General features: G+C 68.8%; 15 protein-coding genes. 5 read left to right on the top strand and 10 right to left on the bottom strand.

Features of this window, described 5'->3' with window-relative positions; all coding sequences use genetic code 11:
* Nucleotides 1–64: 64 nt before the first annotated feature.
* From SCAB_RS37070 to SCAB_RS37040, 7 genes are all read right to left on the bottom strand, one after another.
* Nucleotides 65–868 (bottom strand): alpha/beta fold hydrolase, encoded by an 804-nt coding sequence (locus SCAB_RS37070; RefSeq protein WP_006379216.1) that lies wholly within the window; start codon nt 866–868, stop codon nt 65–67.
* Complete coding sequence (locus tag SCAB_RS37065) at nt 865–2,463, bottom strand: glycoside hydrolase family 43 protein (RefSeq protein WP_006379147.1); 1,599 nt, start codon at nt 2,461–2,463, stop codon at nt 865–867. Before SCAB_RS37065 ends, SCAB_RS37070 begins: the two co-directional genes overlap by 4 nt.
* A gap of 11 nt (nt 2,464–2,474) precedes the next feature.
* Nucleotides 2,475–3,623, bottom strand: coding sequence for an alginate lyase family protein (locus SCAB_RS37060; protein ID WP_006378835.1), 1,149 nt, complete (start codon nt 3,621–3,623; stop codon nt 2,475–2,477).
* An 85-nt stretch (nt 3,624–3,708) separates the two neighbouring features.
* Nucleotides 3,709–7,122: a hypothetical protein gene (locus SCAB_RS37055; protein ID WP_006379029.1), complete on the bottom strand. Its 3,414-nt coding sequence runs from the start codon at nt 7,120–7,122 to the stop codon at nt 3,709–3,711.
* A gap of 10 nt (nt 7,123–7,132) precedes the next feature.
* Nucleotides 7,133–7,999, bottom strand: coding sequence for a carbohydrate ABC transporter permease (locus tag SCAB_RS37050; RefSeq protein WP_173402938.1), 867 nt, complete (start codon nt 7,997–7,999; stop codon nt 7,133–7,135).
* Nucleotides 7,996–8,949 carry a carbohydrate ABC transporter permease gene (locus tag SCAB_RS37045; protein WP_006379128.1) on the bottom strand — a complete coding sequence of 318 codons (954 nt, stop codon included), beginning with the start codon at nt 8,947–8,949 and terminating at the stop codon, nt 7,996–7,998. Before SCAB_RS37045 ends, SCAB_RS37050 begins: the two co-directional genes overlap by 4 nt.
* Nucleotides 8,950–8,997: 48 nt before the next feature.
* The gene (locus SCAB_RS37040; protein WP_006378647.1) at nt 8,998–10,326 is read right to left on the bottom strand and encodes an ABC transporter substrate-binding protein; all 1,329 of its coding nucleotides are present in this window, start codon (nt 10,324–10,326) and stop codon (nt 8,998–9,000) included.
* A 377-nt stretch (nt 10,327–10,703) separates the two neighbouring features.
* Between SCAB_RS37040 and SCAB_RS37035 the strand changes: the two genes are divergently transcribed.
* From SCAB_RS37035 to SCAB_RS37025, 3 genes are all read left to right on the top strand, one after another.
* Entirely contained in the window at nt 10,704–11,717 is a 1,014-nt protein-coding gene (locus SCAB_RS37035) for a hydroxyacid dehydrogenase (protein WP_173402937.1), read from the top strand.
* Between the two features lie 117 nt (nt 11,718–11,834).
* A complete protein-coding gene (locus tag SCAB_RS37030; protein WP_013005177.1) occupies nt 11,835–13,799 on the top strand; it encodes a glycoside hydrolase family 127 protein in 1,965 nt (654 codons plus the stop codon).
* 227 nt (nt 13,800–14,026) lie between these two features.
* A complete protein-coding gene (locus SCAB_RS37025; protein WP_231885171.1) occupies nt 14,027–15,022 on the top strand; it encodes a LacI family DNA-binding transcriptional regulator in 996 nt (331 codons plus the stop codon).
* 444 nt (nt 15,023–15,466) lie between these two features.
* On the opposite strand, the gene SCAB_RS37020 is transcribed toward SCAB_RS37025, so the two are convergent.
* Both SCAB_RS37020 and SCAB_RS37015 read right to left on the bottom strand, forming a co-directional pair.
* Nucleotides 15,467–17,017: an endo-1,4-beta-xylanase gene (locus tag SCAB_RS37020; RefSeq protein ID WP_231885299.1), complete on the bottom strand. Its 1,551-nt coding sequence runs from the start codon at nt 17,015–17,017 to the stop codon at nt 15,467–15,469.
* A gap of 215 nt (nt 17,018–17,232) precedes the next feature.
* Nucleotides 17,233–18,666 (bottom strand): GH1 family beta-glucosidase, encoded by a 1,434-nt coding sequence (locus tag SCAB_RS37015; protein WP_010354074.1) that lies wholly within the window; start codon nt 18,664–18,666, stop codon nt 17,233–17,235.
* Between the two features lie 396 nt (nt 18,667–19,062).
* Between SCAB_RS37015 and SCAB_RS37010 the strand changes: the two genes are divergently transcribed.
* Both SCAB_RS37010 and SCAB_RS49120 read left to right on the top strand, forming a co-directional pair.
* Nucleotides 19,063–20,079: a LacI family DNA-binding transcriptional regulator gene (locus SCAB_RS37010; RefSeq protein ID WP_231885170.1), complete on the top strand. Its 1,017-nt coding sequence runs from the start codon at nt 19,063–19,065 to the stop codon at nt 20,077–20,079.
* Nucleotides 19,961–20,374 (top strand): cutinase family protein, encoded by a 414-nt coding sequence (locus SCAB_RS49120; protein ID WP_223786226.1) that lies wholly within the window; start codon nt 19,961–19,963, stop codon nt 20,372–20,374. The genes SCAB_RS37010 and SCAB_RS49120 overlap by 119 nt, the downstream gene beginning before the upstream one ends.
* Nucleotides 20,375–20,511: 137 nt before the next feature.
* Here SCAB_RS49120 and SCAB_RS37000 read toward each other — a convergent pair whose 3' ends face one another.
* On the bottom strand, nt 20,512–21,159 hold the full coding sequence (locus SCAB_RS37000; protein WP_013005176.1) for a TetR/AcrR family transcriptional regulator: 648 nt from the start codon (nt 21,157–21,159) through the stop codon (nt 20,512–20,514).
* Between the last annotated feature and the right edge of the window lie 186 nt (nt 21,160–21,345).

The following is a 21,345-nucleotide window of genomic DNA, read 5'->3' as shown; positions in this document are numbered from 1 at the left end:
GCCCGCCGGGGCGAGCAGGTGCTGCGTCCAGTTGCTGGAGCCGGTGAACGGGCGCAGGCACTTCCTACCGGGTCCCTTGTCCAGCCGTCGCCCAGTCCTCCAACAGGCGCACTGTGCGTCCGACATGTTCCTCGTGCAGGTAGTGCCCGGTGTCAGGCCAGTGTTCGACGCGGGAGCCGGGGACATGCAGGGTGCCGCGTTCCCAGGTGGCCGCTTGCGCCGAGGTCCATACGGTGAGCGCGGGCTGGCTGCGCCGGCGCAGATACGCCTCGCTGTGCGGGCGGACGCCGACCGCGCCGGAGTCGGTGTACATGCCCGCGTACGCCTGGGCGATGACGTGATCCGGGGTGCCGAGCATGGTGCGGACATGTGCCGTACGCAGTCCGGCCGGAGCGCCTGCCGGGAAGGCGCCGGCGATGAACTCGGCCGCGGCACGCGCCCCGCGTTCCCGGTACTCCGCGAGCCGGGCGGGAATCCCCTCCACTTCCGCCCCGTGCGCGCCGTGAGCCGGATCAAGGGCGATGACCGAGCGGACGAGCTCCTGATGCCGGACCGCGAGCAGGTTGACGACCTGGCCGCCCATGGAGTGGCCCACGGCGATCGCCGGCCCGGTGCCAAGGTGCCGGAGCAGCGCGGCGAGGTCGTCGGCCATCTCCGTCGGCGTGTTGCCCTCGTCGGGGACGTCCGACCGGCCGTGCCCGCGCAGGTCGGGGACGATCACGCGGAACCGGTCGGCCAGCGCCTCGGCGTGCGCGGACCACTCCCGGCCGTCCCCGCCCCAGCCGTGCACCAGAAGCAGCGGCACCGCCTCGTCGGACCCGAGATCGGTGCGGAAGAGGTGGACGCGTCTCAGGTCGTCGATCGTCATGCGGGGCCGTCCGGAAAGGTCCGGTACGTGGCGTGGGCGAAGTCCGCGTGGACACCGGCGCCGTCGAGGTCCTGCACCCACAGGCCCCACATGGCGCCGGTGAAGCCGAGAACGCGCAACTGGCCGTCGTGGAACTCGTCGGCGTGCTCGTCGGACAGGACGGTGGCGTCGAGCTCGATCGGCAGCGTCTGGACTCCCCCGCCGGTGTCGTACGAGAAGCGCAGGGCCGGAACGTCGAGTTCCGCGTGCAGGACGACCGGGCGTCCGGGCTTCAGCGGTACGGTCGGCTCATGTGCGACGAGACGGCCGGCTTCGCAGCTCAGTGCCCGCAGGACCGGGGAGCCGTCGTCCTCGGCGGTGACGTACAGGTAGTGCCAGTTGCGGGTGTTGTAGTAGGCCGTCAGACCGGCCAGATGGTCGGGGGTGCGGGGCGAGAAGGTCAGGCTGGTCTCGAAGGAGCAGCGCGGGGCGGTCACCCGCCGGGCCACCAGACTGGGCGTGCGGCGGCCCACCGGCGACTGACCGCCCCGGATGCGCAGCCGCCCCGGTGCCGGCTCGATCCAGTCGTCGCCGGCCGGGCGGCGCAGGGTGGACCAGTCGGGGCCGAGAACCGGAGCGTCGAAGCAGTCGTGCGCCGGTGGTTCGGCGACGGGCGCCGGTGGCAGCGCGGGTGCCGGCACCGCTACGGCGGGTACGGCGCCGGGGATGCGGGGCCAGCCGTCGTCGGTCCAGGTCACCGGTTGCAATGCGGTCTCCCGGCCGAGCACGCACCGGCCCCGCTCCGTGTGAGGGCGGGCGGCGATGTGAGCGGCGTACCACTGGCCCGTCGCCGTCTCGACGAGGGAGCAGTGCCCGGCCTTCTGCAACTCCAGGGACGGGTCGTGCCGGGACGTGAGCAGGGGGCCGGCCGGATCGGCCTCGTACGGGCCGAGCAGGTCGCGGGAGCGGGCCACGGCCGCGCCGTGTTCGTATCCGGTGCCGCCCTCCGCGTGCACCAGGTAGTACCAGCCGTCGCGCCGGTAGAGATGCGGGCCCTCGGCGACACCGACGGAGGTTCCGGTGGTGAGGGTGCGGGGTTCGCCGAGCAGGGCCCGGGTCTTGCGGTCGTACTCCTGGATCTCGATCCCGGCGAATCCCTCGCGGTCCGGACGCCAGTCGAACCGCATGTTCAGCAGCCAGCTGCGGCCGTCACCGTCCTCGTCATGGAACAAGGAGACGTCGAAGCCGCGGCCGTGCAGCGGAACCGGGTCGGACCACGGTCCTTCGATCGAGGGGGCCGTGGTGACGTAGTTGGGAAGGTCCTTCCATCCCTCGGCGTAGGTGTCGACGACGGTGAAGACGAGGTGGAACAGGCCGTCCGCGTACGACAGTCCGGGCGCCCAGATGCCGCCGGAGTCGGGGACGCCGGTGAGGTCGAGCAGGCGCGTGCTGTCCAGAACCCCGCCCAGGGACCGCCAGTCGACCAGGTCCCTGGAGTGGTGGATCCGGACGCCCGGGTACCACTCGAAGGTGGAGGTGGCGATGTAGAAGTCGTCGCCGACGCGGAGGATCACGGGGTCGGGTTCGAAGCCGCGCAGGACGGGGTTGTGGATCACGAAAGCTCCGCTCAGAGGGTGAACAGCAGGGTGCCGAAGCCCACGTGGTCACATTGGAACGCCGCGCCCTCCGGGCTGATGTTCCCGATGGCCGCGTACGTCCAGGGGGCGGGCAGGCTGCGGCGTTTGACGTAGTGGTTGAAGGCCATCTCGTAGATCGGGCGCAGATTCCCGCGCTCGACGGTGGAGATGGAGTTGAACGTGAGCCGGCAGGAGCCCCAGACGGTGTACGGCACGTCGTTGCCGGTGTTGTACTTCGCCGTGTACTCGAAGCCGGCCAGCAGCCGGTTGGCGGAGGCGGAGTACAGGTCCTGGCCCTGGACCCAGGCGATCTCGCAGGCCTCGGCCATGCTGCCCAGGATGAGCTGGGTGTGGGCCTGGTCGCGTCCGCTGTCCACGCACTGGCCGGAGTCCCTGATCACCCGGCTGATCTTGCAGCAGTCGTGCAGGTGGAAGGCGTCGACGGCGGCGTTGTAGAGGGAGGTGTCGTTGCAGAACACCCCGAACGCCATCATCGCCTTGATGCAGTTGGTGCCCCAGCCCGCGTCGCCGAACGTCCTCACCAGGGGCACGAAGACGTTCCTGAAGAGGTTCTCGGTCTGGGTGATCTCGGCCGCGGACCAGCTGCCCGAGGGGGCGGTGTACCGCATCAGCTCGGCTGCCGCCGCGAGTTTGAAGCCGTAGATGGAGGCCGCGAGCTGGGCGTCCTTGCCGGTGATCGAGGTGAGGGTGGAGGACCATGCCTTGATGATCTGCAGTGCCTTGGTGGCGTGGGCGGTGGTGCCCGTCAGGTTCCACATCAGGGCGTTCTGGTAGGCCGCGTTGCAGTCGTTCCAGAACTCCCAGTTGCCGATCTCGGTGGTGCCCCGGTCGATGGTCGTGCGCGGGCCCAGCATGGCGTAGGTCGACTGCGAGTACGCGTTCGCCCTGAACACGTTCCAGCCGCTGAGCCAGGGCTCGGTGGCGGCCGCGATCCGCGTCTTCATCCGCTGGATGTCGGAGAGTTTGTGCAGCACCCCGGGGTGGATGAAGGAGGTCAGGGCGTCCGCGGTCGGGGCCGCGGCGATCCCGGTGGCGGCCGCCGTGGTGCCGACGGCGGTGATCTGCAGGAAACGGCGGCGGCTCGGGGACGCGGGCGTGGCGGGCTGTGACTCGGACATGCGTCTTCCTCTTTCACTCGACGTTGAGTGTCAGGGGGTGGCAGATGAGGGGGAACCGGGCGTCGGCCCGGCTCCCCCGGTGCGGTCAGCCGGCCGCGCGCCGGCCCCGGTACAGCACGAGCGTGCTGCGCGGGCCGACCTTGGGACGCTGTCCGGCGCCGATGACGCGGCCGGTGGCAAGGTCGCGGGCCGGACCGAAGTCCTGACGGGCGGGCAGGGTGTACGTCCGTTCGGTGCTGGTGTTCATGGCGATCAGGTAGTCGCCGTACTCGCACAGATAGAACGGGGCGCGTCCGACGAGCATGGTCTCCACGCCCTCGAAGTCGACGCCCATGGCCGGGTCCGGGACGTCGGCCGGGACCGGAGCGAGCGGGTACACGTCACCCTTGAGTGCCTGGTGGAGGGTGTCGCCGGGGGGCGGGAAGCCGCCGGGCGGGATGTGTCCGGCCCCGGGATCGTTGATCGCGTAGTCCCACAGGATCCAGTCGTGGACCGTGTACGTGTCGTCGGTGGCGCCCGCCGAACGCTGGCGGATCGTCGCGGAGCGCTGGTCGGTGGGTGTGAGGTGGTGGATGCGGGCGTAGTCGTTGACGCCCTGCCGGGCGCGCCAGTACAGGGAGGCGAAGAGGAGTTCCTCGCCGTTCTTCACGGCCAGGACGCCGTTCTCCTCGTCGGTGAAGACGAAGTCGGGCCGGTCCCAGGCGGTGGGGATGCGCCCCGGGCGGGCCGGGAGGGCCTGGAAGGCGTCCCAGTCGCGGGAGACCAGGCGCAGCGCGGCGAGGCCGACGCGGGTCCAGGTGTGGTGGACGAGCAGATCGAGCTGCCGGTAGAACTGCCCGTCGTCGACCATCTCCTGGGTCCAGCCGACGATGTCCGGGTCCTTGAACACCACCGCCGACATCAGCGGGTGCGAGTCCCAGGCCGTGCGGGAGGCGTAGGCGACCTCACCGGGGTAGACCTCGTTGCGCCAGCCGACGACGGTCTCGATGCGGGAGACGCGGGCGCCCGTCTCGTCGACGTCGACCACCCGGAACCGCCCCCGGGCCTTGATGATCTTCACCATCTGCTCGCGCAGCTCCGGCGCCTCCTGGGCCCGGTATCCGCGCGTGACCGACTCGTACATCATGACCAGCCAGTCGTGGACCTCGCCGTAGCTGCCCACGTACCCCAGTTCGCGGGTCAGGCCGGCCCGGCTGACCTGGTGGTAGCTCTCACCCAGCGGCTTGGTGGGGTTGCCGTCCTTGTCCTCCTTGCCGAGGTAGGGCTTCATGCCGAGCGACTGGTACAGGTAGTCGCGGGCCTTGTCCTCCGGCAGTGCGAGGTCAGGGGCGAGCAGGCCGAGGCCGCGGTTGGCCTGGTAGAGGCCGATGGCGCAGATCTGCGACTGGTTGGTGTAGTGCGGGAAGTGCTGACGCCAGTAGTCCCGGCTCGACTTCAGCATGTCGGTGTAGGCGGCGCGCCGCACCGGCTGCTCGTGGGTTCCGGTGGCCTCGGGCGCGACAACGGCCAGGTCGTCGAACCAGGCGGTGCCCGGTCCGCTCAGCCGCAGATGGAACTCCACCTGGGTGGCGCCGGAAGGGGTTTCCAGGTCTATGGAGACCTGCTCCCACCCATGGGTTCCGGTGGCGGCGTACTGCCGGTGGTCGCCGCCGACGAGTTTGCCGCTCGCGTCGAAGAACAGCGGGTCGATGTGGGCGCCCGTGCCGGTGACGCCGTCGGTCCTGACCCAGGCGCCGTAGGTGTACTTCCCCTTGCCGACCTGGAGCTTCGCCGTGTTGTACGCCGTGACGAAGCCGTTCGCCGCGGTGGCGGCCAGCCTCAGCGACGCGGAACCGGACCGGTTGACGGACGCGTCCCGAGCCCAGGAGGCGTCGGCGGTCTTCCCCCAGCCCGGCACCTCCCAGCCCGACGGGGTGCCGGTGCCCTGCTCGAAGCCGGGGTTGCGCAGCTCGGTGGGCCCCACCATGTCCACGGAGTCGAACCAGGCCGTGCCGGGGCCGGACAGTCGCAGGTGCATCTCCACCTGGGTGGCGCCGTCGGGTGTGTCCAGGTCTATGGAGACGTATTCCCAGCCATGGGTGCCGGTGGTGGCGAACTGGCGGTGGTCGCTGCCGACCAGCTTGCCGCCCGCGTCGAAGAACAGCGGGTCGATGTGGGCGCCCGTGCCCGTGACGCCGTCGGTCCTGATCCAGGCGCCGTAGGTGTACTTCCCCTTGCCCACGCGGGTCTTGGGCGAGTTGTACACGGTGATGAATCCGTTCGCCGCGCTCGCCGTCACCTTGAGCGAGGCGGAGCCCGACCGGTTGACGGTGGTGTCCCGGGACCAGGAGGCGTCGGCGGTCTTCCCCCAGCCAGGTACCTCCCATCCCATGGGAGTGTCGCCGCCCTCTTCGAAACCGGGGTTGGAGATCTCGTACGGCGAACCGGTCACCTTCTCGTCCAGGCGGTCGCCCAGGTGCTCCCAGAGCAGCGCCAGCACCAGCCCGACCCGGCCGAAGCCCTGCCACTGCTGGTCGGAGCCGGTCATCACGGTCGCGTCGTTCTTCCACGCCATGTACCGGCCGTCGAGCGCGCGCAGGACGCGGTCCAGCGCCGCCGGGTCGTGGTACGCGGGGCTGCCGGACCAGAGGTAGCCCTCGGCGAGCGACTGGAAGGCGAAGGCGTCCATGCCGGCGGGGTTGGCCCCGGTCAGGTAGTGCTTCTGGTCCTTGGCGACCCGTTGACGCACCGCCTCCAGGATCTCGGGGCCCTCGACGGTACGAGCCTTCGGCAGCGGCGCGGGGCCCTGCACCTCACCCTTGGGCGGGACGAAGTACGGCTCGGTGTGGGTGTAGAGGCGGTAGATGCCCCGCGACGGCGTGGTCATCTTGTAGTACAGCTGGTCGACGTTCTGGCCGTAGGACCAGATGCGGCCCATCGAGCGGATCTCCAGCTTCACCTTCTTCCTGCCCCGGGTGAGCCGCTCCGGAAGCGGCAGGGTGTGGAAGAAGAACCGGCCCGGGGTGCGCGGCGCGGTGTCCAGGATGTCGAGGCTGTCGACGGCTCCCTCGTCCTGGTAGCCGACCTGCTTGCCGTCGCAGAACAGCTGCAGCCGCCACATGTTCGTGCCGGAGCCCGCCTGCTGCGAGGTGGTGTCGTAGTCGTCGCCCCACAGGCGAACGGTGACGTAGGTGGTGTCGGTCGGGCTGACGACTACGTCGAACTCGAGCGTGCCGCCCCAGTACGTGGCCGGCTCGGTGGGGTTGAGGACACGGGCCTTCTGGCCGAGGCCTCCGGTGACCGTGTCGGAGAGCGTGGCAGTGAGACCGTGCGCCGACTCGGAGCTCCCGTTGCCGAAGACGACGATGTCCAGGGGCTTGCAGACGGCCGGCTCGAAGGCGGCGTCCGCGGCCGGGGCCGCGGCGGCGGACGGGGAGTTCAGCAGGCCGAGGCCGGCCGCGGCGACGCCGGTGGTGCCGGCGTACTTGAGGACATCACGTCTTCTGGGTGCGTTGGGCACGGCTGATCCTTTACTTGAGGCTGCCCATGAGGATTCCGCTGCGCCAGTACTTCTGGAGCGCGAACATGAAGACCGCGAGCGGAACGATGGACAACAGGGACCCGGTGAGGACGAGGGTGTTCATGTCGCGGGCGGTCTGCGCCTGCTGGAGCCAGGAGTACAGCCCGAGGCTCACAGGGAACGTGCGCTCACCGGTGAGCATGAACAGGGGCAGGAAGAAGTTGTTCCAGATGTTGATGAATTCGAGCATGAAGATGGTGATGCCGCCGGTCCGCATCAGCCGCAGCGCGACCGACCAGAAGATCCGCAGCTCCCCGGCGCCGTCGAGACGGGCCGCTTCCATCAGTTCGGTGGGGACGGAGCTGTCCGCGTACACCTTGCCCAGGTAGACCCCGAACGGATTGATGAAGTACGGGATGAGTACCGACCAGATGGTGTTGGTCAGGCCGATCTGGGCGAAGACGAGGTACAGCGGGAAGGCCAGCAGGGTGCTCGGCAGCAGCGAGGCACCGACGATGACCGCGAAGAACGCGCCCCGGCCCCGGAAGTCGAACTTCGACAGCCCGTACCCGGCGGCGAGCGAGACCAGGGTGGAACCGGCCGCGCCGAGTGTGGAGTAGAGGATCGAGTTGCCGATCCAGCGGTTGAACACCCCGTCGTGGTAGGTCCAGATCTCCTGGACGTTGTCCGCCAGGTGGTTGGAGGAGAACCACAGTCCGAAGGTGGAGTACAGGTCCGTCTGGTTCTTGGTCGCGGAGACGATCAGGAACCACGTCGGGGCGAGTGAGTAGATCAGGAAGAGGACCAGCAGGCCGGTGGTGAGCGCCACCGCGCGGCGGGTGGGGCGCACGCCGCCCCCGGATACGGCAGCGCTCATGACATCTTCCTGTTCGTGGCCCGGTAGAAGACGAAGGCGAGGATGCCGGTGACCACGGCCAGGACCAGCGACTCGGCGGCGGCGTACTGGTAGTCACCGGTCTTGAACGCCTTGTCGTAGATCTCCATCATCGGAGTGAAGTCGGTGTTGATCGACTCCGGCGCGATCTGCCGCAGCAGCAGTGGTTCGGCGAACAGCTGCAGCCTCCCGATGAGGGAGAACATGCCGGTCAGCACCAGGATGCCGGTGATGTTGGGAATCTTGACCGACCAGGCGATCCGCCACTCCCTGGCCCCGTCCAGTCGGGCCGCCTCGTACAGCTCGCGGGGCAGCGCCTGTAGCGAGGCGGAGATCAGGATCATGTTGAAGCCGATCCCCTGCCAGGTCAGCAGATTGCCCAGGGAGAGGTAGGTGTTGAGGCCGCCGAAGAAGGTGATGTCCGTGCCGGCGCCGTGCGCGAGGTCGAGCAGCGGAGAGCCCGTCGGGCTGTAGAGGAACAGCCAGATCACGGTGGACACCACGGCGGGCACCACGTACGGGATGAGCAGCGCCGCGCGGAAGAACCGCACCGCACGGGCGGCCACCCCGTCCAGGAGCAGGGCGAGCAGCAGCGACAGGCCCAGCATCACCGTGATCTGAGCCGCTCCGAACAGCAGCGTGCGCAGCATGCTCGACCAGAAGGCGCCGTCGCCGAGGATGGAGGCGAAGTTGGAGAAGCCGGTGAAGACGACCCGGGTCGGGCCGAAGCCCAGCCCGCTGCTCTTCTTCTCCCTCAGGCTCTGGCTGAAGGCATAGCCGATCGGCACGACGTACGTGGCCAGGAAGCCGAGCAGGAAGGGCAGTGCGAACAGCAGTCCCTTGTGGGCTCCCCGGCTCCCGGCCCGGCGGGGGGAGGGCCGCCGGGCCGGGGAGTCGGTGGCGACCTTGGGGGGTCGCGTCAGGGTGGACACGGGTGTCTCCAGAGGTGGGTCCTACAGAGGCGGGGCCTACAGGGGAGGTCAGCTGCCGGCGACGGCCTTGATGCCCTTGCGGTTGAGGTCGTCCACGGTCCACTTCTGCAGCGAGGTCAGCATGTCCTTGACCGTCAGCTGCTTCTTCATGACCTTGCCCCACTGCTTCTGCATCTCGGAGTACATCGCCGCGTAGTTCGGCCCGTACTGCCACTGCTCGCCGACCCGCGAGGCCGCCGTGGTAATCACCTGCGCGCTGTCCGACTTCCCGTTGAACATCCCGGTCGGGATGATCTTGTCGACGTACGGCGAGACGTCCTTGACGGCGGGGAACAGGCCCGACTTGGAGTCCGGGTCGGTGAGCGCCGTCAGTGACTCCTTGCTGCTGCTCAGCCAGGCGGCGAACTCGGCGGCGCGGTCGGGGTACCTACAGCCCTTGAGGACGCCGGTGGTGTCGAAGTTACTGGAGGTCTGCGGCTTGGCGGTGTCGAAGGCCGGCGAGTCGGCGAGCTGCCACTTGCCCTTGGACTTGGGGAAGTTCGTGTCGTAGATCGGCAGCTGCCAGGTCGAGCTGGTCATCGCGATGGTCTTGCCGAGGTCCCAGGTCTTGAAGACACCCGGGTCGGCGTACGACGCGTTGGAGGCGAGGTCGTTGTCGACGAGCTGCTGGACGATGTCACCGGCCTTGAGCGCCTCGGGAGAGGCGAAGTCGATGACCCAGTGGTCGCCGTCCACCTTGTACCACTGCGCGCCGGCCTCCCAGGACAGGTCGACGAGCGAGCTCGGGTCCTCGCCCGCCATGTTGTAGATCTTGACGTCCTTGTCCTTCTCCTGGACCTTCTTGCCCGCGGCGATCAGGTCGTCCCAGGTCTTCGGGGCCTCGATCCCGTACTTCTGGAACAGGTCCGCGCGGTAGGCGGTGAACAGCGGCGCCGACCCCATCGGAATGCCGAAGGTGGTGCCTCCGGGGCTGACCGCGTTCCACGCGGCGACCGTGTACGCGTCCTTGTGCTTGGCCGCGACCTCGCTGATGTCGGTCAGCAGTCCGTCGGCGGCGAAGCTCGCCAGGTTCATCCCGTCCATCTTGGACAGACAGGGCGCGGTGCCCGCGTTCACCGCGGCCCGCAGCTTCTGGTAAGCGGTGTCACCCGCAGCGTTGACGAACTTGATCTGCGTCTCGGGGTGCTTCTTGTTCCACACCTCGGCCTGCGCCTCGATGCCGTCCGTCCAGCTCCAGAACTCCAGCGTGACGTTGCCCTTCGTGGCCGCCGAGGCGTCGGTGCCGGAGTCGTCAGAGCAGGCGGTCAGCAGCAGCGAGAGAGAAGCGGCGGCGGCCACCGAGACAAGGACCCTGGGGCGCATACCGGACTTGGACATCGGTCCTCCACGAAAGGAATGGGACGGCGCCTGCACGTGGGGGAACGGCGCGGTCAGGGCGACGCGAGGGGAGAGAAACGGGTACTGCGCGGCGAGGCAGTAATCGTTTGTTGTCGTGGACGGTACGACCGAGGGAGCCAGATCCACAAGAGGTGGCGCCGGATTGTTTCGCTCGACTTTCCAGAACGTTACCTGTCGATGCGCCTGACCATGGACGTTCGCGCCATCGCGGGGCAGGTGGGTGGACTCTCTGTGACGTACCTGTGTCGCAGAGCTGGTCATTGACCGGGTTCTCTGGGGCTTCTAGCGTGGAATACGTTTACTGTGACGCTCAGGCTTGTCGCCGGCCGATCCCGGCGCCCCTCCCCAGGAGCAGCATGCATACGTCAGTGCCGCCGTTCGCCCTCTTCGCCATGAATCCGGTACATCTGCCCGAACTCTTCCCGCCTCCGCTGCTGACCCGCCTCCAGCAACTGGCGCGGGTCGACCTCACGCTCGTCGCCCAGGACTTCTCCGATCCCGCCGTGGCCGAGGCCCTGGGCCGCGCCGAGGTACTGGTCACCGGCTGGGGCTGCCCGCACCTCGGCGCGGAGGTACTGGCGGCGGCGCCGCGACTGCGCGCCGTCATGCACGCCGGCGGCAGCGTCCGCCACCTCGTGGGTGAGCCGTTCTGGGAGCGCGGTCTCACCCTCTCCAGCGCGGTGCGGGCCAACGCCCTGCCCGTGGCCGAGTACACGCTCGCCGCGATCCTGCTGGCCGGCAAGGACGCCTTCGGGCTGCGCGAACGCTTCCGGGCCGAGCACGTCTACCCCGCTGCGACGGAGTACGTGACGGTCGGCAACCTCGGCCGCCGGGTCGGTCTGATCGGCGCCTCCCGGGTGGGCCGCCGGGTCCTGGAACTGCTGCGGCCCTTCGAGCTGTCGGTGAGCCTCCACGACCCCTACGTCGACGCCGCCCAGGCCGCGGAACTGGGCGCGGTCCCGCTGGGCCTCGACGAGTTGCTGCGCACCAGTGACATCGTCAGCGTGCACGCCCCCGACACCCCGCAGACCCATCACATGCTCAACCGCGAGCGGCTGGCGCTCATCCCCGACGGCGGCGTCCTCATCAACACCTCACGGGGCGCCCTCGTCGACCACACCGCGCTCACCGAGGAACTGGTGAACGGCCGGCTCAGCGCGATCCTGGACGTCACCGACCCCGAGCCGCTGCCCGCGGACTCCCCGCTCTACCGCCTTCCGAACGTGTTCCTCACGCCGCACATCGCCGGCTCCCTCGGCAACGAACTGGCCCGCCTCGGCGGCACGGTGGTGACGGAACTGGAACGCCTGACGACGGGGCTGCCGCCTGCCCACCCGGTCCACCGGGCCGAACTGGCGATCAGCGCCTGAGGACTTCGACGCCCACCCGCCGGCCGAGGACGCCGCCCGCCCGCCCGGGCTCCCGCAACGCCGATCCCGTCGCACCCCACCCCACCCCAGCCCGTCCCTCTTCCCTCGGAGACACCCTTGAACACCATTCAGGCCGGACCGGTCCACCCCTCCCCACGTGCCGTCTCACCCCTGCGTCCCGCCTCCGCGGCCCGCATCGAGGGCGGCTTCTGGGCCGAACGTCGCCGGGTCAACGCCCGGATCTCCCTCGCCGAGGGCCCGGGGCGGCTGGAGCAGGCCGGCAACCTGGCCAACTTCCGTGCCGCCGCGGCCCCGCGCACCGACGGCGCGGACACCCCGTCCGGCACCGGCTTCTCCGGCGACTTCCAGTTCCAGGACTCCGACGTCTACAAGTGGCTGGAAGCCGCCTGCTGGCAGCTCGCGGACACTCCCGACGAGACACTCGCCACCGAGGTCGAAGCCATCGTCGAGCTGATCGCCGCCGCCCAGCGCGAGGACGGCTACCTCCAGACGTACTACCAGCTCGGCGGCGGCATTCCCTGGACCGAGCCGGGCTGGGGACACGAGCTGTACTGCGCGGGACATCTGATCCAGGCCGCCGTGGCGCACCACCGGGCCACCGGTTCCGACCGGCTGCTCGCCGTGGCCCGCCGGCTCGCGGACCACATCGACTCCGTCTTCGGCCCTGGCAAGCAGGTGGACACCGTCTGTGGCCATCCCGAGGTGGAGACCGCCCTCGTCGAACTCCACCGGACGACCGACGAGAAGCGGTACCTGGACCTCGCCCGCTACTTCCTGGAACGCCGCGGTCACGGCACCCTCTCCTCCGGCGCCGACCGGGGCCACGACCGCGACCCGGGGCCCGAGTACTGGCAGGACCACACGCCGGTCCGCGCGGCGGACGAGGTCACCGGCCACGCCGTACGCCAGCTCTACCTCCTCGCCGGAGCCGCCGACCTGGCCGCGGAGACCGGCGACACGGAACTCCGCACGGCGCTGGAGCGGCTGTGGCGGGACATGGTCACGACCAAGACCTACCTCACCGGCGCCGTCGGCTCCCGGCACGACTGGGAGGCCTTCGGCGACGCCCACGAACTGCCGGCCGACCGCGCCTACGCCGAGACCTGCGCCGCCATCGCCTCCGTCCACTTCTCCTGGCGCATGGCCCTGCTCACCGGCGAGGCCCGCTACTCCGACCTCGTCGAGCGCACCCTGTTCAACGGCTTCCTGGCCGGCGCCGGTCTCGACGGCCGCACCTGGCTGTACGTCAACCCGCTTCATCGGCGGGCCCGTTCACACGAACGCCCCGGCGACCAGACCGCCCACCGCACCCCCTGGTTCCGCTGCGCGTGCTGCCCGCCCAACGTCATGCGCCTGCTCGCCGGGCTCCCGCACTACCTGGCCACAGCCGACGACAGCGGTCTGCAACTGCACCAGTACGCCACGGGCGTCTACGGCGGCGACGGCCTCACCGTACGGGTGACGACGGAGTATCCGTGGGAGGGCACGGTGACCGTCACCGTGGACGAGGCTCCCACCGCCCTGCCGCGCACGCTCTCCCTACGCCTGCCGGCGTGGTGCGCCGACCACACCCTGACCGTGAACGGCACCACCGTCGAAGACGGGGCCGACTCCGGCTGGCTGCGCATCACCCGCGCGTTCACCCCCGGCGACACCGTCCGCCTCGACCTCGCGATGCCGGCCCGGCTCACCGTCCCTTCCTCACGCGTCGACGCCGTCCGGGGCTGCGCCGCCGTCGAACGCGGTCCGCTGGTCTACTGCCTGGAGCAGACCGACCAACCGGGGCGCCTGGACCCGGACACGATCGCTGTGCCGCCGGACACGCCACTGACCGTGCGCAGCCGCCCCGAACTGCTCGGCGGGGTGCGAACGGTGAGCGTCGCGGGGAACCGGCTCCGCGCCGACGATACGTCCGGCGACTGGCCCTACCTGCCGTACACGTCGGCGACTTCCGGCGAACCCCACGAGAGCGTCGAGCTGACGGCGGTGCCGTACTACGCCTGGGCCAACCGCGAGCCGGGCGCCATGCGGGTCTGGCTGCCGCTGGCCGCCCGCGGGTAGACGTCGGCGCGGTCAACATGCCCGCAGTAATCGTTTACCAAGATTCGGGAACCGGTCGCACCCTTCTGTGTCCGCGAGGATGCTCAGTGCAGTAACGTCAAGGTGTGACAGCGAACGGAAACGGTTCTCCCCCAACGCCCGCCTCCCAGGCTTCTAGGCGTCGGCGCAAGAACCAGGCAGGTGAAGAGCGCCCCAGCACGATTCGCGATGTCGCCGAACGGGCGGGGGTGTCGGTAGCAACCGTTTCCAGGGCCCTGGCCGGCAACTATCCCGTGTCGGCCGCCACCCGGGAGCGCATCATGGCTGCCGTGGAGTCGCTGCACTACGTGGTGAACGTCCACGCCAAAGCCCTCTCCGGTCGGGTGGCCGGTCCCGTCGCACTGGTCCTGCGGGACATCACCGGGCCGTCGCTGGCCCATGTCGCCGCCGGGGTCGAGCAGGAGGCGGCCCTGCGGGGCCGGCTGAGCCTGGTCTGCGCCACTCACGGAGACACTGCCCGCGAGGACGACCTGGTGCAGTTGATGCGCGAGCAGCACGCGGCCGCGGTGGTCCTCGTCGGCGGGGCAGTGCAGGACGAGGTCTACTTCCAGCGCATGACCGAGTACGCGCGCGCCCTGGACGCCGCCGGGTCACGTCTGGTCCTGGTCGGCCGCCCGCCCCTGCCCGGGCATCACCCAGTCACCGTCGTGGACTACGACAACCGCGGAGGCGCCTTCCAGGCCGCAGACCATCTGTTCGTCCAAGGCCACCGGCGCGTCCTCTTCCTGGGCGGCGACCCACAACTCAGTACGGGGGCGCAACGGAGGGAGGGCTACCTCCACGCCCTGCGCGCGCACGGCGTGGAGTACGCGGAAGAACTGGACGTCCCCGGTCCGTACACCCGCGTCTCCGGCTACCAGCGCACGAGGGACGCGCTGAAGGCGGGGGTCGATTTCACGGGCGTCCTCGCGGGGACGGACATGGTGGCCCTCGGTGCGTTGGCCGCGCTCCGCGACGCCGGCCTGAACGTCCCCCGGGACATCTCCCTGGTGGGCTTCGACGACGTCCCCTTCGCCTCGGACCTGACCCCGTCGCTCACGTCGGTCCGGGTGCCGTACGAGGATCTCGGCAGAACAGCGGTCCGGCTCGCCCTGGAGCACAGCGAACGCATCAGCGGCGACGACCATGTCGTCCTCAGTACGCAACTGGTGATCCGTCAGTCCGTACGCCGCCCCCGTCCGTAAGGCCGTTGAGACTCCTCGTCCGTTCGGTCGGGAACCCTGGACGGCGGGAACAACTCCGCAGATCCCGCCCTGGGTCACTCCGCCCCCGCCAGGGCAATATCACCCAGTCCCGCAGTCCTCTTGGCAACCTCCCACTTCGTTCATACCGACTTCCACTCCAGAAAGAGGCCCGCAGCGGTGTACTCCCGCAGCCCGGACCACCACCCATCCACAATAGCGAGGGCAACGACCAACGCAGCACTTCGTGCGCAAGTCGCAGCCGGGGCGAGTGCAAACCCTCCGTCAACGCATTGGGTGCCCGTGTCTCCAGCCTGCCGGTGGCCCTTCGTCCTCTCACCCGGCGGAGGAGTTGGACAGCACGCGACGCAGACGCCCGGCGCACCCTGTCGTGAGCGCGCCGGGCGTCTATCCCCCGTTTGACCGTAGACGAGAAACTACTTGACGTCAGGCGACCGTCACGTCCACGGGATCCGATTCGGTCGATCCCCTCGCGTTGGTAAGGACGACCTTCAGGCTGTGCTTGCCCTTCGGAACCCCGGACAGAGCTACCTGAGGCGACTGTGCGTTCGGCGAATCGGCGGCCAGCTGGCCCTCACCGACGACTGCCCCGTCGAGGTAGAAGGTGTACGAGGTGGCGTTGGTGCCCCACCACAGGTTCGCGGTGGCGGTGAAGGTGCCGTCCTTGTCCCAGTTGTCGTGGCTGACCACGGGCTTGCCCGGGGCGGCATCCGTGACCGTGACAGTCGTGGTGTTCGTGGACGTGGTGCCCTTCGAGTTGATCAGTTCGGCCCGGTACGCGTAGGTGCCGTTGGGCCTGTCCTTGAATTCGGTCACGACTGACTGCGAGGTGCCGCTGACTGTCGTGGGCACCCGCGCGGCGACGAGCTTGTCGTTCTCGTAAAGACGGAAGAAGCTGCCTGGCGTGCCGTGCCAAAGGTTCATCTTCACGCTGTAGTTGCCGTCATGGAGGCCGTGGGTCCACCCGCTGGTGTTCGACAGGGTGCCGGCGCCAGCAGCCGAGGAAGCGGAGACGAAGTTCCGCAGAGCGTCGCGCGTGGCGTAGTACGCGGGCTTGGGGTTGTACTCCTCGTCGAACATGAGGGGCTTCGCGCCCGGCAGCCACGTGTAGGCGTGCTTGTCGGTGAAGCCCCAGAAGCTGATGTCCCGGATTCCGGCCGCCAGCGCCTCGGCCATGACGTCCCCGTAGATCTGCGTCTGCTGATCCACGTCGTAGGTGTGCACGTCGAGTTCGGTGATCGCGACTTCGAGTCCGAGCTTCTGGTAGGACTTCGTCATCTCTGTGATGACTCCGGGCTCGGGACCCGCCTGTGTCTCGTGCATCTCGAAGCCCACCCCGTCGATGGGCACACCGTCGGCGACCATGCCGGCCACTAGGTCGTAGAGCTCCTGGCGCTTCGCCGGGTAGAACTCCACCAACGCCTCGTTGATGAACAGCTTCGCCTCGGGGTCAGCGGCGTGCGCGATCCGGAACGCTTCCGCGATGTAGTCCTCGCCGAGCACCTCGTAGAAGTGGTTCGGCGCGAGGCCGGTGCCGCCGAAGGTGGAGAACGGCTCGGTCATCACGTCCCACCGGTCCATCTTTCCGGCGTAGCGGTCCATGATCGTGTTGAAGTGAGTCTTCATGACCGCGCGCAACTCGTCCGGGTCGGTGACGTCGGTCACGTATTCCGGGTTGCAGCACTGGGAGATGAGCCCGTGTCCCTTGACTACCATGTCGTTGTCTTCAACGAAGTCGACGAGCCGGTCGAGGCCCCCGAACTCGAAGTCGCCCTCCGTGGGCTGGACGAATTTCCACTTCAGCTCGTTCTCGGGAGACAAGCTGTTGAACTGTTCCGCCAGCACCTCGCCGAACTTCGGTTCGTCGAGATAGGTGGGGTTGGTCGCCCCCGAGCCGATGAGGATTCCCTCCTTCGCTGCCAGTTCGCGGAGGGTCGCGTCTGAATCAGCTGAGGCGCCGGTGGTGGGGAGGGCCACGGTCAAGAGCCCTATGGTGACAGTTGCGAGCGCCGCGCCGATGCGGTGCATTCTCATTGAATGGTGTCTCGCTTTCCTGTTGAAGGATGGTCCGAGGGCACGCTGCGGTATCCGGACGACGTGGACCGTACGCTGTCTCCCGGCGGCCCACGAACGCGGCTCGGCCCGAGACCGCCTCTGCGGGTGTGCAGAATGCGGAAATTGAGGGTGGTCGCTCAGCGGCCGGCGAGGGCCGGGACGACCTTCGTGGCACACAATTCCGCGAACCAGTGCGCGCTCAGTTTCGGAATGCGCTCGTGGGTGTCGTAGTCGACCCGGATGATGCCGAACCGCGGGCCGTATCCCATGACCCATTCGAAGTTGTCGAGCAGCGACCACACGAGGTACCCGACAACGCGGGCGCCCCTCTCGCGAGCACGATGAGCCGCCGTGACGTGATCGATGAGGAACTGTGTTCGGTCGCGGTCGACGACCACGCGCCGGCCACCCGAGTCGTCGACCACGTCCTCGAAGGCCGCGCCGTTCTCCATCACCATGATCGGCAGTTCGGGGAACTCCTTGGAAAGGGCGACCAGATGATCCTCGAGGCCTCGTGGTTCGATCCCCCAGTCCATCACCGTTCGCGCCAGCTCGTCGCGGCGGACGAACTCGATGCGCTCCGAGCCCGGGAAGGGCGTGCCGCCGGAGCTTTCGGCGCTGGGGTCGAAGTCCTGATTCAGACGTACGTGCATGACCTCGTAGTAGTTGACGCCGAGCAGGTCGATGGGCTGGTGGCAGATCTCCAAGTCGCCCGGCAGAACGAAGCTCCAGTCGGTGAAAGCCCGGGTGTCTTGCAGCAGATCGGCCGGATAGTTCCCGCGGAGCATGGGCCCTGTGAACACGCGGTTGGCCACAGCGTCGAACCGACGCGCGGCTTCGGCGTCCTCGGGGGTCTCGGCTTCGATGCGGAAGATGTTGAGCACCACGGAAATCTGTGCTTCGGCATTGGTCACGGTGCGCCGCAGTGCTGCCACCGCGAGTCCGTGGGAAAGGTTGAGGTGGTGCGCAGCCTTGAGCGCATCTGCATGGCTCTTACCGCCAGGCGCGAACACGCCATTGCCGTACCCGGCGAAGGAGTTGTTCCACGGCTCGTTGTGGGTTGACCAGACGGCGACCCGGTCCCCGAGGGCCGCCCCCACGATCTCCGCGTACTTCTCGAAGGCGAATGCGGTTTCCCGCCCTCGCCAGCCGCCGTAGCGATCCTCCAATGCCTGCGGGAGGTCCCAGTGGTTGAGCGTCACGATCGGCTTGATGCCGCGTGCGAGCAGTCCGTCGACGAGGCGCGAGTAGAACTCCAGACCCTCCGGATTCGCTTCGCCCTCGCCCGTGGGCATCACGCGCGGCCAGGAGATGGAGAACCGGTAGGCGTCGAGGTGGAGCGAGGCCATCAGGTCGAGATCGACCTCGACGCGGTGATAGTGGTCCGCGGCGACGTCCCCGGTCGCCCCCTCAGCAGTCTTCCCCGGGGCGTGGCTGAACGTGTCCCAGATGGACGAGCCTCGACCGCCCTCCCTCGCGCCACCCTCGATCTGGTACGCGGCGGTCGCGGCGCCGAGGATGAAGTCGGGCGGGAACGCCAAGTGCCCGCGGTCGATGGAGTCGCGATACATGGATCAGCCTCTCTGGTGACGTGGCGCCAAAACCTATCACCTGAACTGTTATCGGCACAGGGTTGCGTCAAGGCGAACTGCGACTTCACATTCGCGATGACTTCCGCTGCCGAACATCCACGTTGACCTGAGGGGAAGACGGCGATCGACTCACGATGGGCGTGCTTCTGCAGGGATCGACCAATCGGCGCACTTCGGACCAAGCCGTTTCGCCGTCACGGCAGTTGCGGGTGCGTACGGCAACGACGGCAGCCGACGAGGCGCTTGCCAACGCTGACCAGCGCAGGGCTGCCTGAACGCCACAGGTCCTGACCGACCATGGCCGGTGTCGGTGCGGTCCCTGGGCTGGTGCCGTCAGGCAGAGCGCCCCAGGTCGGGCGTAAGGTGGCCGTCGGGTTGCGGCTGGACGGCTCCGGCAGCCGGCGCTTGGAGGGTCTCGGTGGTGCGTCGCGGGTGACGAGCGCGGATGTCGCGCGGGAGTCAGGCGTGTCGCGGTCAACGGTGAGCTTCGTACTCAACTACGTGCCGAAACAGACCATCCCGGAAGCGACGCGACAGAAGGTTCTGGCGGCTGCCGAGCGGTTGGGTTACACCCCGAACGGGCCCACGCAGGCACTGTCGCGAGGACGCGGCAGCACTGTGCTGCTGCGCCTGCCGGACTTTCCGCCCAGCTCGATCGTCGCCGAGCTCGATCGGGGATTGGCCTCGCAAGGATTGATGCTGGTGACCCATACGGCCAGCCCGGGCCGCCAGCCGGCTCTATCGCTGGCCGCCCCGGTCGCGGTACCGGGACTGACCCCCTTCGACGCAAGGCAAGTCGTCGCATTTCAGGCACGCGGCGCCCGGGTGGTACTGCCAGGACCCGACGACCCGCCGCCTCCCCGTGACGACGCGGGCCGCGTCGTCGGCGCGGCCCAGGCGACCCACTTGGCCTGGCGCGGCACCGTCCGCATCGGCTACGTCCACCCCGCCGATCCCCGGCTCGGACCGATGTCCGACCGGCGCCACGCGGGCGCCGACGAAACAGCGCGCCGGCTCGGCCTGCCTATGGTGCCCTCGCGTCGCATGCCCGACGACGGGGACTTCACGCCGATACTGCGCAGTTGGCCGGCACAAGCGCCCGTCACCGCGATCGCCGCGTTCAACGACGACGTCGCCCTGGCGATCTTGAACGCCGCGTGGGTTCTGGGCGTGGAAGTTCCCTCCGAGCCGGCCGTGATCGGCGCGGACGACATCGCGGCCGCCCGGTACGCCTGCCCACCGCTGACTACGATCCGCGGCTCCAACAAGCCCTTTGGGGCCATGCTGGCCGGGTGGGTTCTGCAGCGGCTCGACGCCGGCGGAGTCGCGCCCCCCAGCTCGGACGAACCTCCGGTGTGGACACCGGACATCGTGGCCCGAGCGTCCGCCTGACCGGTTCTCCAATGTCGGAGTCTGCAGCCAAGGAGCCCTCACGGGTGCGGCCACCGTGGCCGTCATACCCGGCGCCACAGAGCCGAAGGTCAAGGCAGTTGTGCTCTTCGGCAACCCCATCCGCGGGTTCCCGACCTACCGTCAGGTGACCGGCACCTACCAGGCACGCACGCTCGACGACTGCGCGACCGGCGACCCGATCTGTGGCGGCGGGACGGACTCCGCCGCCCACGGCGCCTACTCCCAACCGCAACACAACGACTCCGCCGCGGAGTTCATTGCGGCACGCATGTGACGCAACGTCCACAGTCCGACAACGGATGCGAGTCATGAGCACCGCTGAGACCGCCGCCTGACGGCCGCTTGCGCCTCCGGCTTCGCGCGCGAGCGGAGCCGGAGGTCTTCATCAACCCGGCGGACCGTGAACGACGCTCAGTCGGAGTCGTCGTCGCGGCGGTTGGAGTCGTCCGAAGCCGCCTGCTGCACCCAGTGCGCCCGAGCAGCAGCCACGAGCCGCCAGAAGGCGTCGATGGCCTCGACGACATCCAGGTCGTCCCGGTATCGCCGCTGGATCTGGAGCCCGTCCTGCAGGGCGGTCCCCAGCGTGGCGATCATCTCCGGGCTGATCCCCATCGGGGCACCTTCGGGCGCCTCAGGGCCGGGGTCGAGCGTGAGTGTCTGGGCTGCCTGGTAGTGCTCGACGAAGTACGGGTGCGCCGGATGATCGCGATCAATCGCCTCGGCCGAGAGGATGATGTACAGGGACGTCAGTCCCTCGTGCTCCGCGGAGTGACGCGCGACCTCGCGGGACCGCGTAGCGACATCGGTGGCGTGCTGCTCCGACAGGTAGTCGGCAACGGACGTATCGCGCAAGTTGAGCACTTCGACCAGGAGTTCTTCCTTGTCGGCGAAGTGGTGGAGAAGCCCTGTCTGTGTCAGGCGCATCCGCCTGGCGAGCTCACGCATCGACGAGTGTGCGTATCCGGATTCAGCAAAGAGCTCGGCTGCAGCGGCGACGATCTCCCGGCGGCGCTGGAGCCCCTTGCGATAGGGCCCCCGAGGCCCGGTGCTTTCCGCCATGCCTTCAACATACAGCGACGCGGCGGCCCGTTTGACCTGGGTGTGGGCGTGACGATGAAAACTCCACGAAAACTTGTCAGGTGAACTGTGTTACGTGATACTGACGGCCACCGCCACTCCGAGACGACATCTCAGCCGGGGACGCAGCGGCATACACGACGTTCGGGTGACGGGGTTCGCGCACGT

The organism is Streptomyces scabiei 87.22 (assembly GCF_000091305.1).
GTDB lineage: Bacteria > Actinomycetota > Actinomycetes > Streptomycetales > Streptomycetaceae > Streptomyces > Streptomyces scabiei.
This window is presented reverse-complemented; position numbering and strand designations above follow the sequence as displayed.